The sequence below is a fragment of the Sphingopyxis terrae subsp. terrae NBRC 15098 genome, from assembly GCF_001598815.1.
Classification (GTDB): Bacteria; Pseudomonadota; Alphaproteobacteria; order Sphingomonadales; family Sphingomonadaceae; genus Sphingopyxis; species Sphingopyxis terrae.
Map to the genome: position 1 here is coordinate 37368 of NZ_BCZQ01000020.1, position 14875 is coordinate 52242.

Annotated in this window: 16 protein-coding genes; 7 read left to right on the forward strand and 9 right to left on the reverse strand. The window is 64.6% G+C overall.

Annotated features, from left to right (window positions below; translation table 11 throughout):
* Positions 1-48 precede the first annotated feature (48 nt).
* The 3 genes from STE01S_RS13270 to STE01S_RS13280 all read right to left on the reverse strand — a co-directional run bounded on the left by STE01S_RS13270 (position 49) and on the right by STE01S_RS13280 (position 3337).
* The gene (locus tag STE01S_RS13270) at positions 49-1209 is read right to left on the reverse strand and encodes a CaiB/BaiF CoA transferase family protein (RefSeq protein ID WP_062768378.1); all 1161 of its coding nucleotides are present in this window, start codon (positions 1207-1209) and stop codon (positions 49-51) included.
* Between the two features lie 138 nt (positions 1210-1347).
* Entirely contained in the window at positions 1348-2634 is a 1287-nt protein-coding gene (locus STE01S_RS13275; protein ID WP_255265954.1) for an ATP-binding protein, read from the reverse strand.
* Positions 2627-3337: a response regulator gene (locus tag STE01S_RS13280; RefSeq protein ID WP_062768383.1), complete on the reverse strand. Its 711-nt coding sequence runs from the start codon at positions 3335-3337 to the stop codon at positions 2627-2629. The genes STE01S_RS13275 and STE01S_RS13280 overlap by 8 nt, the downstream gene beginning before the upstream one ends.
* A 172-nt stretch (positions 3338-3509) precedes the next feature.
* Between STE01S_RS13280 and STE01S_RS13285 the strand changes: the two genes are divergently transcribed.
* A complete protein-coding gene (locus STE01S_RS13285) occupies positions 3510-4019 on the forward strand; it encodes a hypothetical protein (protein ID WP_062768559.1) in 510 nt (169 codons plus the stop codon).
* Positions 4020-4110: 91 nt separating this feature from the next.
* On the forward strand, positions 4111-4542 hold the full coding sequence (locus STE01S_RS13290; RefSeq protein ID WP_062768386.1) for an EF-hand domain-containing protein: 432 nt from the start codon (positions 4111-4113) through the stop codon (positions 4540-4542).
* Between the two features lie 76 nt (positions 4543-4618).
* On the opposite strand, the gene STE01S_RS13295 is transcribed toward STE01S_RS13290, so the two are convergent.
* The 5 genes from STE01S_RS13295 to STE01S_RS13315 all read right to left on the reverse strand — a co-directional run bounded on the left by STE01S_RS13295 (position 4619) and on the right by STE01S_RS13315 (position 9888).
* On the reverse strand, positions 4619-5809 hold the full coding sequence (locus STE01S_RS13295) for a type III PLP-dependent enzyme (RefSeq protein ID WP_062768389.1): 1191 nt from the start codon (positions 5807-5809) through the stop codon (positions 4619-4621).
* A gap of 145 nt (positions 5810-5954) precedes the next feature.
* Positions 5955-7127, reverse strand: coding sequence for a carboxynorspermidine decarboxylase (locus STE01S_RS13300; RefSeq protein ID WP_062768392.1), 1173 nt, complete (start codon positions 7125-7127; stop codon positions 5955-5957).
* Between the two features lie 13 nt (positions 7128-7140).
* Complete coding sequence (locus tag STE01S_RS13305; protein ID WP_003043688.1) at positions 7141-7491, reverse strand: DMT family protein; 351 nt, start codon at positions 7489-7491, stop codon at positions 7141-7143.
* Positions 7488-8576: an alpha/beta fold hydrolase gene (locus tag STE01S_RS13310; protein ID WP_062768395.1), complete on the reverse strand. Its 1089-nt coding sequence runs from the start codon at positions 8574-8576 to the stop codon at positions 7488-7490. The genes STE01S_RS13305 and STE01S_RS13310 overlap by 4 nt, the downstream gene beginning before the upstream one ends.
* A gap of 103 nt (positions 8577-8679) precedes the next feature.
* Positions 8680-9888 (reverse strand): saccharopine dehydrogenase family protein, encoded by a 1209-nt coding sequence (locus STE01S_RS13315; protein WP_062768397.1) that lies wholly within the window; start codon positions 9886-9888, stop codon positions 8680-8682.
* Between the two features lie 67 nt (positions 9889-9955).
* Between STE01S_RS13315 and STE01S_RS13320 the strand changes: the two genes are divergently transcribed.
* The 5 genes from STE01S_RS13320 (at position 9956) to STE01S_RS13340 (ending at position 14123) form a co-directional block, all read left to right on the forward strand.
* Entirely contained in the window at positions 9956-10945 is a 990-nt protein-coding gene (locus STE01S_RS13320) for a threonine ammonia-lyase (protein WP_062768400.1), read from the forward strand.
* 56 nt (positions 10946-11001) lie between these two features.
* Positions 11002-11457: a hypothetical protein gene (locus STE01S_RS13325; protein ID WP_062768403.1), complete on the forward strand. Its 456-nt coding sequence runs from the start codon at positions 11002-11004 to the stop codon at positions 11455-11457.
* A gap of 159 nt (positions 11458-11616) precedes the next feature.
* Entirely contained in the window at positions 11617-12843 is a 1227-nt protein-coding gene (locus STE01S_RS13330) for a BtaA family protein (protein ID WP_062768406.1), read from the forward strand.
* Positions 12840-13481: a class I SAM-dependent methyltransferase gene (locus tag STE01S_RS13335; RefSeq protein ID WP_062768408.1), complete on the forward strand. Its 642-nt coding sequence runs from the start codon at positions 12840-12842 to the stop codon at positions 13479-13481. The genes STE01S_RS13330 and STE01S_RS13335 overlap by 4 nt, the downstream gene beginning before the upstream one ends.
* A gap of 42 nt (positions 13482-13523) precedes the next feature.
* On the forward strand, positions 13524-14123 hold the full coding sequence (locus STE01S_RS13340; protein ID WP_062768411.1) for a GNAT family N-acetyltransferase: 600 nt from the start codon (positions 13524-13526) through the stop codon (positions 14121-14123).
* Here STE01S_RS13340 and STE01S_RS13345 read toward each other — a convergent pair.
* Positions 14120-14830: an NAD(P)H-dependent oxidoreductase gene (locus tag STE01S_RS13345; protein WP_082813335.1), complete on the reverse strand. Its 711-nt coding sequence runs from the start codon at positions 14828-14830 to the stop codon at positions 14120-14122. The genes STE01S_RS13340 and STE01S_RS13345 overlap by 4 nt on opposite strands.
* Positions 14831-14875: the final 45 nt, after the last annotated feature.

Consider the following 14875-nt stretch of genomic DNA (forward strand, 5'->3'; position numbering starts at 1 on the left):
TGCGCGCGATGCTAGGGCGTGCGTCGCAATATGCAACGGAAACTGATGTCAGGGTGCGCCGCGCGCCAATTCGTCGCGGATAGCGGCCCCGTCGCCGTCGATCCGCGGCGCGAAGCGCGGTTCGACATGCGGCGCGGCGCCATAGCGCACGGGCGAGCGCATCTCGAAAAAGGCCCCGACATCGGGGTGTTCACGCCGGTGGAAGAAGCCCGAGGCGCGCAAATGCGGATCGTCGATCACATCGTCGAGATCGCGCGCCACCATCGCCGGAATATCGTTGGCAGCAAAGATTTCCAGCCATTCGGCATTGGTCTTCGCCGGCGTCTTGCGCGCGATTTCGGCGTAGACGAGCGACATATGGGTTCCGGCGGCGCGCGCCGCTTCGAACGCCGGACTTGCGAGCAGCGCCTCGCTGCCCAGCAACGTCATCAGCCGCGCGGTCGATTCGGGCGTATAGGGTACGATCGCTAGATAGCCGTCGGCGGTGGGGAAGGGCTGACGCGTCGGATCGAGCTGGCACGGATAGCCGGCAGGTCCGATCGGCGGATCGAGCGCGGCATCGCGCAGATGCTCGGTGAGCATGAAGGCCGCGAAACATTCAAACATCGGAACTTCGACGGCCTGGCCTTCACCGGTGCGCAATTTGTGAACCAGCGCAGCGAGAATCGCCTGCGCGCCGAACTGGCCTGCGATCTTGTCGGCGATGAGCGAGGGGAAATAGCGCGGGCGCGGGTCGCCATCGACGCGCGGCAAGAGGCTGGTCGTCCCTGTCGCCGCCTGAATGACGTCGTCATAGGCCTGAAGGTCGGCATAGGGGCCATTCTGGCCGAAGCCGGTGCCATGGACATAGATGATATCTTCCTTCAGCGCCTTGCAGCTCGCATAGTCGAAACCGAGCCGCTCGATCGCCTTGCCGCGGACGTTGTGGAAGAAGACGTCAGCCCCGGCAATCAGATCGCGCAGCACGGCGGCATCGGCGGGCTGCTTGAGATCGAGCGCGATCGAGCGCTTGCCGCGATTGACGGTCAGATGGATCGATCCCATCGTCGGGTCGCTGCGCGCGGACCCCAGATAGCGCGATACGTCACCGAGCCCCGGTGCCTCGACCTTGATGACCTCGGCCCCCAGATCGGCGAGCATCTGCGTAGCATAGGGGCCGAAGATGACCGTCGTCAGGTCGATAATGCGGATGCCAGACAGCATGGTCATGCCCGCACGGTCCCTGTCTGCGCACGCCCCCGCCCCGATCGTACCGATGACGTCCGCATAGCTTGTCCTCCCATTTGCTTTTCGCCGCCACGATAGAATGGTTGCGGAACAAAACGGAAGGGCAAATCCGCCAGCGGATCAATTGTCTATCGCGAGCGGAAGATCGATCATCACGGCGAAGCCCTCGCTGTCGCGGGCAAAGTGCAAACGTCCGCCAGTCGCCCGGACCGCGCGGTCGGCGATCGCCAGCCCCAAGCCCGCACCGTCGCCGCCACGCGCGCTATCGCCGCGGGCGAAGGGGCGCAGCATTGCGTCTGCCTGCTCGGTTGACAGCCCCGGCCCGGCATCGCGGACCATGATGCCCAGCCGGTCGCCCTCGATCCGGGCGGTAAGCGATATCGGCGCCGCGCCGTGGCGCAGCGCGTTGCCGAGCAGGTTGGCGACGGCGCGGGCCAGCGCGTGCGGGCGCGTACGGATGACGATATTGTCGCCGAGCGAGACGGTCGCGCTGTCGGTTGCTCCGCAATCGGCGACGACCTGACGCAGCAGCGGCGCGAGATCGGTGCGCGCGATCGTTTCGGATTCAAACCCCCGCGCGAAATCGAGAAACTGGCCGAGCATCGCTTCGATGCGGTCGACCTGCCGCACCGCGACATTCCTTAGCTCGTCGTCGCCGCGGATCATCTCGAGCGACAGGCGAAGGCGGGTAAGCGGGGTGCGCAGGTCGTGACTGACGCCGCCGAGCATCAACGCGCGGTCGGCATCGTTGCGGGCCAGGCGCTGGGTCAGCCGGTTGAAGGCGGTCGCGACCGCCGCGACCTCGGCGGGGCCGTCGGTTGCAACGGGCGGCGACAGGCGTTCGGGGTCATAGGCATCGACCGAAGCGGCGAGCCGGCGCAGCGGGCGATCGAGCCGGCGCTGCAGGAACAGGCCGGCGATTGTCGCGACGAGGAAGGCCGCCGCGAGTGCGGCGAGCAGGCTGGTCATCGCGCTGCGCCGACGCGGCGGCGTCACGCTGACCCAATAATCGTCGGGGCCGAGCGCAAGCCTGATCCACAGCCGCCCGCGCGTGTCGGTAATCCAGTCGAGCTTGTGCTGCGTCGTCAGGCGCGCGGCGAGTGCGCGCATGAACCTGTATTCGATGAAGGTGGGAAAACGCTGCCCGTCGGTCGGGGGATCGGAAACCGGGCGGATCAACAAACGCGATCCGTCGCTGAGATCGGCGATGACTGCTGCTCGGCGCTCGGCAGGGAGATTTCCCACTGTCGTCGACAGCGCATGGATCATGTCGGCGGTCACGTCGGCGACGCGGGTCGTTTGCGGGCCGATTACCCATATCTGTACCAGCAGCCCGGCGAGCAATTGCCCTGCCAGCACGACGCCGATCAGCATCGCGACGTTGCGGCTGAGCAGCCGCCTAAGCATCGGTACCCGGCGCCAGCACATAGCCGACGCCCCATATCGTCCGAATGAAGCGGGGATTGGCGGCATCGTCGCCGATCGCCTTGCGGAGACGGCCGATCTGCACGTCGATCGCCCGGTCGGTCACCTCGGCATCGCGCCCCAGCGCGCGGTCGATCAGCTGCGCGCGGCTGAGCGGCCGCCCGGCGCTCCGCGCGAGCGCGGCGAGCAGCGCGAATTCGCGCGAAGAGAGCGCCAGCGCCTGATCTTCGCGGCGCACCGACATCGCAGAAAAATTGATGACGAAGGGACCGACGGTCACCACCTCGTCGCGCAGCGTCGCCCGGTCGGTCGAAAGGCGGCGCAGCAAGGCATTGATGCGCGCAACGAGCTCGCGCGGGAGAAAAGGTTTGCCGAGATAGTCGTCGGCGCCCATTTCCAGGCCGAGCACACGGTCGACCGGATCGCCGCGCGCCGTCAGCATGATGATCGGGATCGTCTCGCCGCGCTCGCGCAGCCGGCGCACGATCGCCAGCCCGTCTTCGCCCGGCATCATCAGATCGAGCACGATCAGGTCGGCCGGATCGCGCGTCAGGCTGATATCCATCGCCTTGCCGCCGTCGGCCGCGCGCACGGCGAAGCCATGCTCGCCCAGAAAGCGCTGGAGCAATGCGCGCAGTTCGGGATCGTCGTCGACAATCAGGATGCGGGGTGCCTTGGCGTCCATGGACCCGACATGCCAGCCCCGTGGCACCGTCGCCAGAGCCAAAGATGTGACAAAGCATGTCGAAGCGGCACCCCTGTCGCATTTTGCCGCACAGTCGCGTTTGGCCGACATCGCCGCGATACAGGGCAGCGGCATTGGACGCTGGTCTTCACCATCAGGAAGGATGAAATCGATGAACACCCCCTCCCGCATTTTGACCGCCTTCGTCGCCACCGCCGCGCTGGCGGCCGTTACCGCCGCCGAGGCCCGACAGGGTTCGTTCCGCGCCCGCGGTTCGAACGGCGTCGTCGCCGGCAGCGCCGGGCCCAAGGGCGGCGTGGTCCGCGGCCGCGGCGCTGTGCAGAACGGCGATGGATCGGTGACCACGCGCTCGGGCGGCGCGTTCCGCGGCGCCAATGGAAGCAAAGGCAGGCGACAGTCGACGACGACGGTCAACCCCGACGGTTCGCTGACCCACAGCGGCAGCGCTTCGGCCACCGGCGCGCGCGGCACCTTCGACAGCAGCGGCGCGGTCGCGCGCGCGTCCGACGGGAGCTGGTCGGGTGGCCGTTCGACGAGCGCCACCAATTCGACCACCGGCACCAGCTATTCGGGATCGACGACGATCGACCCTGCGACGGGCAAGCCTGTTCACAGCGGAACCTGCACCGACGCGTCGGGCGCCGTCATCCCCTGCCGTTAACCGGGGCCTCCCCCCTCCAGACCCACCCCGGTTGGGAGGGGCGTCCCCATCGCCCCTCCCGTAACGGCATCGAAGCGCTATCAGGATATTTATGCGAATCAGGATTGTCTTCCCGCTTGCCGCCTTTGCGGCGTTTCTCCCGGCCACAGGTGCGCTGGCCGCGCCCGGCGGCGATTTCGAACGCGCGGCACAGGAATTGCGCGACGCCGACCGCAATGGCGATGGCGTCGTCAGCCGCGCCGAGTTTCAGCAATATCGCGTCGGCCGCTGGGCGAAGATGGATCGCAACGGCGATGGCTATTTCAGCAAGGACGACTTGCCCGCGCTGGCGCGGTCGCGCTGGGATAGTGATCACCTGACGCAGCTCCGCCGCGATTTCGATAAGAATCGCGACGGTCGCATCTCGCGCGCCGAATTCGTCGGCGGGCCGATGCCGATGTTCGAAGCAGCCGACAGCAACCGCGACAATCAGGTCAGCAAGGCCGAATTGCAGGCATTGGGGCAAAAGGCGAAAGCGCGGTAGCCCGACCTGCAGACGCAACGGAAAAGGGCCGACGCATCGCTGCGCCAGCCCTTTTTGTTTGGCTTTTTCGGCCGGTTCAGAAGAGCTTCGTCACCGTCGCGCTGCGGCGTTCCTGCTCGACTTCGCCGGTGTAGAGGCTCACCATCGGTTCGTCGCTGACGACGTGGGTTTCCTCGGCACCGAAGCCGTTGAAGCGTGTCCGCATCGCACAGCCATAGGCGCCGAGCATGCCGATCTCGATGAAATCGCCGGCCTTCACATCGGCCGGGAGATAGAAGGGGCCGGCCATATGGTCGAGGTCGTCGCACGTCGGACCATAGAAGCTGAACGCCGTCATCTCGTCGCTCGCCGTCTCGCGGATCAGCGAAACGGGGAAGCGCCAACCGACATGCGCGGCATCGAACAGCGCGCCATAGGCACCGTCGTTGATATAAAGCTCTTCGCCGCGGCGCTTTTCGACGCGCACGATCAGCGAGCTATATTCGGCCGACAGCGCGCGGCCCGGTTCGCACCACAATTCGGCCGAATAGCTGATCGGCAGGCTTTCGAAGCTGCGGTGGATCGTGTCGAAATAGGCGTCGAGCGGCGGAGGCTCCATGCCCGGATAGGACGACGGAAAGCCGCCGCCGACATCTATGATATCGACCGTCACCGCGGCCGCCACGATTGCCGCGCGCACACGCTCCATCGCCTGCGCATAGGCGTGCGGCGTCATCGCCTGGCTGCCGACGTGGAAGCAGATGCCCAGAGCATCGGCCGCCTGACGGGTCGCCATCAGCAGTTCGGCGACATCTTCGGGCTCGGCACCGAATTTGGCGGCGAGGCTCAGCTTCGAATGATCGGACGAGACGCGCAGGCGGACGAGCAGGTTGAGATCCTGCGCGCCCTCTGTCGCGCGGACGATTTTCTGAAGTTCGTCCATCGTGTCGAGCGAGAAGGTGCGCACGCCATGTTTGAAATAGGCTTCGTGCACGGCTTCTTCGGCCTTGACCGGGTGCATGAAGCACAGGGTGGCGCCGGGCAGCGTGCGGGCGACCAGACGCACTTCCGCGATCGAGGCGACGTCATAATGGATGACGCCCGAATCCCACAGCACGCGCAGCAGATCGGGCGACGGATTCGCCTTGACCGCATACATGGTCGTGCCGGGAAATCGCTCGATGAAGAAACGCGCTGCGCGCCGCGCGGCGTGCGGGCGGACAAGCGTAACAGGTTCGACCGGCGAAAGTGCCTGAATCAGCCCGTGGGCGCTATGATGCTGGTGCAACTCAAGGGACCCCCAAAATTAACGTTAAACATCAAAGGCTGCCTTGCGGTTATTGGAAGTCCCCCTGGGGCAGCGGGGTGCGCATATATGGCGGGGGGGCCCCCCTGTAAAGACCCTTATCGGACCGCGCGTTAACTTCTGGCGTTCAACCGAGCCGCGTTTTGAAATCCTCATAGGAAAAGCGCCGTATCTCCGTCAGTTCGTCGCTCTCGCTGTCCCACAGCCAGATCGACGGCAGCGGGACGCCGTTGAAGCTATTGGTCTTCACCATCGAATAATGCGCCTGATCGAGGAAGGCGAAGCGCTGGCCGATGCGCGCGCCGCCCGGCAGGCGGTAGTCGCCGATCACATCACCCGCGAGGCAGGACGGGCCGCCGATCCGAACCGGCTTGCCGGTGCTTTCCTCACCCAGCATCGCCGGGCGATACGGCGCCTCGATGACATCGGGCATGTGGCACGTCGCCGAAATATCGGTGATGCCGATCGCCATGCCATTGTCGAACAGGTCGAGGATTTCGCCCACCAGGATACCTGCGTCGAGCGCGACGGCTTCGCCGGGTTCGATCATCACGTCGCAGTCGGTCGATGCGCGCACCTGCTTCAGGAAGGCGATAAGGTCGTCCGTTTGATAGTCGGCGCGCGTCACATGGTGGCCGCCGCCGAAATTGATCCATTTGAGCTGGCGGAAAAAGGGGCGCAGCATCGGTTCGACCGCCGCCCAGGTGCGCGCGAGCGGAGGGAAATCCTGTTCGCACAGCGTGTGCATATGCACGCCGTCGACGCCGTTCATATGTTCGGGCAAAAGCTGGCTGATCGGAAAGCCGAGCCGGCTGCACGGTGCCGCGGGGTCATATTTGGGGACATCGCCTTCGCTATGCTGCGGATTGATGCGCAGCCCGACATCGAACGTCGCGCCCTTGGCGCGCAATACGTCGAGCAGCGGCCGAAAGCGCGCGATCTGTCCCGGCGAGTTGAAGATCAGATGATCGGACAGCGCCGCTATTTCGGGTAGATCGGCTTCCTTGTAGCCTGCGCAATAGGTTGCAACCTCGCCGCCATATTCCTCGCGGCCGAGTTTGGCTTCGTAAAGCCCCGAGGCGCACACCCCGTCGAGATAGTGCGCGACCGTGGCGCCGAGCGGCCACATCGAAAAGGCCTTGAGCGCGGCAAGCACCCGCGCGCCCGATGCGTCGCCGATGTGGCGAAGGACGGACAGGTTCGCTCGAATCTTCGCCGCATCGACGACGAAGGCCGGCGAGGGGACGCGATCGAGGTCGAAATGGGCAAAGGCTCCGGGGTCGCCGGCACGGGTTTCCATGATATCGTTCCTGTCAGGCCGCGATCGGCCCCTTGAAGATGAAAAAGGCGCCCGCCGCGATCAGCGAAAAGCCGACGAGATGATTCACCGTCAGCTTTTCGCCGAGCCAGAAGACCGCGAAGCCCGCAAAGATGATGAGCGTGATCACTTCCTGCAAGGTCTTGAGTTCGGCGGCGGTGTAGACGCTATAGCCGATCCGGTTCGCCGGAACGGCCAGGCAATATTCGAAGAAGGCCAGCCCCCAGGCGAGCAGCACCGCGAGCCAGATTGGCCGCGACATGTCGCCGAGGTGGCCGTACCAAGCGAAGGTCATGAAGATGTTCGAAACGAACAGCAGGCCGATCGGTAAAAGATAGGCGATCATTTCTTCTCTTTCGTCAGCGGCAGCACGTTGTTCAGCAATGCGGCGAAGAAATGTCCCGGCTCCTCGACCATCGGCATATGCGCCGAATGTTCGAGCCATACGAGCGTCTTCGACGGCGCCTTGACCTGCGCGAACCAGTCGGCGGCAACGGGCGAGGGAACAGTATAGTCGTGGCGGCCGAGGAGGAAGACGATCGGGACGTTCATCTTGTGCACGCCCCGGAAGCTGACATCGGCAAGGCGCGGCCACAGTGTCGTCACCGAAAATTCGCTGCCCTTGCCCCACGCCTGAACGTCGGCTGCGGTATATTCGGGTGAGAGCCGCGGGGTCTGGAAATAATATTTGAGATCGGGCTTGTCGTAGATCAGCGAGCCGTAGGGGATCGCATATTTGCGCCAGCCATCGGCTTTCGCGATCGTGAAGTCGCCCTGCGGATAGGGCGCGAGCGCGTCGATCGCTGCAACGGCCTCCTTGTTCCCGGCGGCCAGCGCCTTTGCACGTGTCCAGGCCATGCCGGCTTTCTCGCCCTCGCGAAAGTCGATGCCTTGGCCGACGCCGACATAGGCGTAGAGCAGATCGGGGCGTTTGACCGCGACCGACAGGCCGACGATTGAGCCCCAACTGTGGCCCATCAGGACGACCTTGCGCTTCCCATAGCGTTTCTTCAGCAGTTCGATCAATTCGATGGCGTCGTCGCGGTAACGCTCGGGCGTCATCGTCGGCGCAAGCGCCACCGGATCGTTCAGCGGATAGCTGCGCCCGGCGCCGCGCTGATCGTACTGGACGACCGTGAAAACGTCCTCCCACGGCCGCTGGAACGCCCATGCAAAGGGCATTTCGACGGCGCCGGGGCCGCCGTGAACGAAGACGAGAATCGGATTGTCGCGGTCTGCGCCGCGTACGTTCACAACCTGCCGCGCGCCGCCCAGCGTGGCTTCGAACGTCTCCTGCACACCGTTCGGGGTGACGATCCTGCCGATGTCGGCGACAATGGCGCGCGCGGGAGCGTAGGCGTCGTCGGTTTGGGCGGCAGCGGGGGCGACGCAGGCCGCGAGCAGAGCAAGTGCGGCTATTCGAAGTCTCATCGATTATCCAACCCTCGTCGTTCCCGCGAAAGCGGGAACCCAGTTCAGCCGTTGCTACCGGGTTCCCGCTGTCGCGGGAATGACGAAATTGAAAGACGTGGCGTCAGAAATCCAGCGGCGCGTCGAGTTCCTTCACCTGCCAGGGCAGGCCGTGCTTCATCAGCATGTCCATGAAGGGGTCGGGGTCCATCTGTTCCATGTTGAACACCCCCTTGCCGGACCAGGTGCCGGTGACCATCATCGCCGCGCCGATCATCGCGGGGACACCGGTCGTATAGCTGACCGCCTGATTGCCCGTCTCGGCATAGGCGTCTTCATGATCGCAGATATTGTAGAGATAGAGCGTTTTTTCCTTGCCGTCCTTGCCAAGACCGGTTGCGATGACGCCGATGTTGGTCTTGCCCTTCGTCGTCTCGCCGAGGCTCGACGGTTCGGGGAGAACGGCCTTCAGAAATTGCAGCGGGATGATTTCCTTGCCTTCATAGATCACCGGGTCGATCCGCGTCATGCCGACATTCTGCAGCACGGTCAGGTGCTGGATATAGGCATCGCCGAAGGTCATCCAGAAACGGATGCGCTTGATCTCGGGCAGATGCGTTTTGAGGCTTTCGATTTCCTCGTGATACATGAGGTACATATTCTTCGGGCCGACCGCCTCGAAGTCGAATTGCTGCTTCACCGACATCGGCGGGGTTTCGACCCAGTCGCCATTTTCCCAGTGGCGCGCGACCGCGGTCACTTCGCGGATGTTGATCTCCGGATTGAAGTTGGTCGCGAAATGCTGACCATGGTCGCCGCCGTTGCAGTCGAGGATGTCGAGCGTGTCGATACGGTCGAAATGATGCTTTCGGAGCCAGGTCGTGAAGACGCTCGTGACGCCGGGGTCGAAGCCCGAGCCAAGCAGCGCCATCAGGCCGGCGTCCTTGAACCGGTCCTGATAGGCCCATTGCCAATGATATTCGAACTTCGCCTCGTCGCGCGGTTCATAGTTGGCGGTGTCGAGATAATGCGCGCCGGTCGACAGGCACGCCTCCATGATCGTCAGATCCTGATAGGGAAGGGCAAGGTTGACGACGTGCGTCGCACCCACCGAGCGGATGAGCGCTGCGGTCGCGTCGATATGGTCGGCATCGACCTCGGCGGTCTTGATCGTCACGCCGGTGCGTTCCTTGACCGATTCGGCGATCGCATCGCATTTGAACTTGCGGCGGCTGGCGAGGGTGATGTCGGGAAAGATGTCGGGGTTCATCGCCATCTTGTGAACCGCAACCGATCCGACGCCACCGGCGCCGATCACCAGAACCTTGGTCATTCGAAAATCTCCTGTCGCGGCGATCATCGCCGCTTGTCTTGTATGCCGCGCCCTATAGGACGAAGCCATGACACAGCAAAGCCCCGATCCCTTGCTCAGCCCCGACCGTACGCCGACCCTCGCCGGAGTGGAACGCGCGGCGGCGAAAGTCGCTGCACTCCTGCCGCAAACGCCGCTCCTGCCGCTCGATGTTGGCGGGCGCACGATATGGTGCAAGGCCGAATGCCTGCAACCGGTCGGCGCGTTCAAGATTCGCGGCGCGTGGCACCGGCTGACCGACCTGACCCCCGATCAGGCGGCGGCGGGCGTGGTTGGCGTATCGAGCGGCAACCATGCCCAGGGTGTCGCCTGGGCGGCGAAGCGGCTGGGGATCAAGGCGACGATTGTGATGCCAAGCAACGCGCCGCAGATGAAGCTCGCGGCAACGCGCGCGCTCGGCGCGGACGTCGTGCTTTATGACCGCGTTACCGAATCGCGCGATGCGGTCGCCGCCAATTTGCTCGACGAGCGCGGCGGCACGCTCGTCCATGCCTATGGCGACCCGTGGATCATCGAAGGCCAGGGGAGCATGGGGATCGAGGCGCGCGCTCAGCTGGCCGCGCGCGGCATTGTGGGGCCCGACAAGGTCGTCGCCTGCTGCGGCGGCGGCGGCTTGTCGGCGGGACTGGCGCTTGCCTGTCCCGATGCCGAGATCGTCGCGGTCGAACCCGAAGGATGGGACGATGTAACCCGCAGTCTGGCCGCGGGCGAAATCTTGTCGGTAGAGGATCTGGCAGCGCCGACCGAATGTGACGCTTTGCAGACGCCGCAGACCTGGCCGATCAATTTTGCGGTGCTGCAGGCGCGCGGTGTGCGCGGCGTGTTTGTGACGCGCGATGAAGTGCGTCACGCGATGCGCGTCGCGTTCGAAAAGCTTCACCTCGTCGTCGAACCCGGCGGCGCGGCGGCGCTGGCGGCGGTCCTTGCGGGGAAGGTCGAGCCGGGCGAGGCGACGCTGGTGACCCTGTCGGGCGGCAATGTCGATCCGCAAAAATATGCCGAGATCATTGCCGGCTGAGCCATCAAGGATATTTGTCGGCGCTGGCGCGTTTACGAAGGCGAAGGAGACGCAAGATGACGAAGACCATGGTTTTGGCCAGCGCCGCGGCGATGGCCCTGCTCGCGGGTTGTCAGAAGGCCGAAGCGCCCGCCCCGACACAGACCGAAACGACCGAGGTTCCGGTCGAAACCGCCATGCCGGCGGATACTGCCGACACTGCGGCCGAGAGCGATCCCGCGACCGCGCCGCACCGCTTTGCCAGCTGGGCCGGCAAATGGACCGGGGTCGAGGGCATGTATGTCACCATCACCCCGACCGAACCCGAGCATTACAAGCTGGAGATGCAATCCGATCTCGACACCAAGGGCACATATGACGGCTGGGACAGCGAGCATGGCATCAAGTTCAAGCGCGGCGGCGAGGAACTGAGCCTGCATCGCGGCAATGGCGACGATACCGGCCTCAAATATCTGGCGGGCAAGAAGGAATGCCTGATCGTCAAGAGCGGAGAGGGTTATTGCCGCGACTAGTTGGCCTCCATCCCGGCAGCCCGGCCCCTGCCGGGATGTCGGGATAGGATCATAATTTTCGTCCGTGTCGCCGATTTGTCATCGAAACGACGCGGGAATCGCAACATAGGCTGTCATGCGCGGCCCCGGATACATCGCTTTTCCGGGAGACCATGACCCATGGCCAGCCAAGCAAATCGCAAGATCGCCACCGCCGTCGTCCGCGAGGATGCGGACCAGAAACAGCGATTGCTCGACCGCGCCTTTGCGCTTGCCTTCAAGGGCCTTGTCTATGCCCAGATATGGGAAGACCCGGTGGTCGACATGGAGGCGCTTGCGATCGAACCGGGCAACCGGATCGCGACGATCGCAAGCGGCGGCTGTAACGTCTTCTCCTATCTCACCGCCGACCCCGGCGAGATCGTCGCGGTCGATCTCAACACCGCGCATGTCGCGCTCAATCATCTGAAGCGCACCGCGATCGAGCGCTTGCCCGATCACGCCAGCCTTCGCCGCTTTTTCGGCGATGCCGACAGCAAGGCGAATATCGCCGACTACCAACATTATATCGCGCCGCATCTCGACGCGGTCAGCCGGGCTTATTGGGAGGGGCGCGATCTTGCGGGACGGCGCCGGATCGGGGGCTTCGCACGCGGGGTCTATCGGCGCGGCCTGCTCGGCAGCTTCATCGGCCTTGCGCATCTGGCGGCGCGCCTGAACGGCGTCGATCCGCGTGTGCTGCTGACCGCGAAGAGTGTCGCAGAACAGCGGGCGATCTTCGACGCGAAATTCGCGCCCTTTTTCGACCGCGGCTTCATTCGCTGGGTTACGGCGCAGCGGTCTTCACTTTTCGGACTCGGCATTCCCCCCGCGCAATATGACGCATTGGCGGGCGGCAAGCCGATGGCCGATGTCCTGCGCGCGCGGCTCGAAAAGCTCGCCTGCGATTTCCCGCTCGCCGAAAATTATTTCGCTTGGCAGGCGTTCGGGCGCGGCTACGCCAAGGATGATAGGGCGCCGCTGCCGCCCTATCTTCAGCGCCATCATTATGACGCGGTCAAGGCGCGCGCCGGCCGCGTGCAAATGCTCCACGCGAATATGACCGACATGCTGGCGGCGTCGGACGCCGCGAGCTTCGACCGCTATATCTTCCTCGACGCGCAGGACTGGATGAGCGACGCGCAGCTTGCGGCGTTGTGGACCGAGGTTACACGCACCGCGCGGCGGGGCGCGCGCGTGCTGTTTCGCACCGCGGCCGAACCCAACCTATTGCCGGGCCGCCTGCCCGACGATCTGCTACGCCGCTGGGACTATCGGGCCGAGGAATCGGCCGGCTTCGCGCGCCGCGACCGCTCGGCGATATATGGCGGTGTGCATCTCTATGGGCTTCGGGGCGCTGGCATATGAGCAGCCATGGGGCGTTGATGGACCGCGTCTACCGCGGTCAGCGCCACATCTATGATGCTACGCGCAAATATTATCTGCTCGGCCGTGATGCGCTGATCGCCGATCTCGCGCCGCCGGCGGGCGGCACCGTGCTCGAGATCGGTTGCGGGACGGGCCGCAATCTGATCGCCGTCGGGCGGGCATGGCCCGGGGCGGAGCTGTTCGGGATCGATATATCGGCGGCCATGTTGGAAAAGGCCGAGGCATCGCTTGCAAAAGCCGGGATTGCGGCATCGCTCGTTCGCGGCGACGCGTGCGATTTCGACCCGGTAGTGCTCTTCGGCCGCCCCACATTCGACCGCGTTTTCATCAGCTATGCGCTTTCGATGATCCCTGATTGGCGGAGGGCGCTAGCGCAAGCGGCGCGCTGCGTCGCACCGGGTGGACGGCTGGAGATTGTCGATTTTGGCCAGCAGGACGAATTGCCCGGCCTGTGGCGCCGATTGCTGTTCGGCTGGCTGTCGCATTTCCATGTCGCGCCGCGCGCCGATCTGCCGATCGCGATCGCGAGCCTGGCGGGGGAGGCCGACGCCGCGCGGGTGACTTGCGATCGGCTCTATCGTGGCTATGCGATCCGCGCGGGCCTCGCGCGGCGCTGAAAAGCTGCTATCCCCATGCGCGCAACAGGGGGAGAGTGGGTGATGGAACAGGCGATCGTGACGGCGCGGCCCGGCGATGCAGCGGTTGTGGGCGAAACGCTGGCACAGGCGTTCCAGACCGATCCCGCCTTGTCGTGGATATTGCCCGACCCCGTCCATCGCGCGCGGGCCTTGCGCGGACTGTTCCGCACGCTCGTCCCCGCAGATATGCGCGCGGGCGTAGCGCTGCGATCGCATGCCGGCGAAGCCGCTGCCCTGTGGCGTGGGCCGGGGCGGGCGCACAGCGGCGGGCTTGAGTTTCTGCGCACCGTGCTGCCACTCATCGCAACCTTCGGCACGGCGCTCCCGCGCGGGCTGAAAGTACAGGGCAGCATCGACGCGCACCGGCCCAAAGTGCGCTTCTGGTATCTCCATTATGTCGGCGTGCGCCCCGATCATCAGGGAAAGGGGCACGGCGGACGGATCATCCGGGCGCAGACGGCGGTGGCCGATGCCGATGGCCTTCCTTGCTGGCTGGAAACGGCGACGCCCGAGAATGTGCCGCTATACGAGCGGCTTGGCTTCGTGATCGAGGCCGAATGGGACGTTGCGGGCGGCGGTCCCCATTTCTGGGGCATGATGCGACAACCGGTCATGACCTAGGCTTGGCGTCGGACGAAATTTTCATAGTCGGCGGCGTGTATGACAGGGAGTGTCGGCGCCGACGCGAGGTTCATCAGTCGCAACCGATACTGGGCAAGCGTTGCCGCGCGCTGAAGCTCGGTCATTCGCGATGGACCGTAAACGATAAATGGTTCGATCACCTGAAAACCGGTGAACCGCAAAATTCCGTGATGGATCGGATAGAGTATGGGATCGATCGGACCGTAGAGCCCGACATCCGCATAGGGTGCCGCCCCGCCGCCGGTCGTAACCGACAGCATCGCTCGCCGCGGCGCCAGGCGCCCTTGGTCAAGCCATTTGCCACCGCCATAGGCGACGCCCACGGCGAACACGCGGTCGATCCACCCTTTCATGATTGCGGGCATTCCCAGCCACCAGATGGGGAATTGAAAGATCACCGTGTCCGCCCACAGCAATTTGTCCATCTCTGCGCGCAGGTCGCTTGAAAAACTGCCGGCGGACGCGGCGAAACGCTCTTCGGCCTGCTGATCGTATCGCTCCGGATCGGCGCGTATCGTGAAATTGCGTCGATCCGATACCGGATCCCACTCCATGGCATAGAGGTCGGACACGATCAGTTCGTGACCGATCGTCGGCAATAATGCGCGGGCGCTATCGGTTAGCGCGCCGTTGAAGCTGCGGGGTTCAGGGTGGGCGTGGACGATCAGGATGCGCATGGCCGTCATTCGGCGCCTGCGGCTCCGACGTTACAGGGGCCCTCGAAAGGCGGG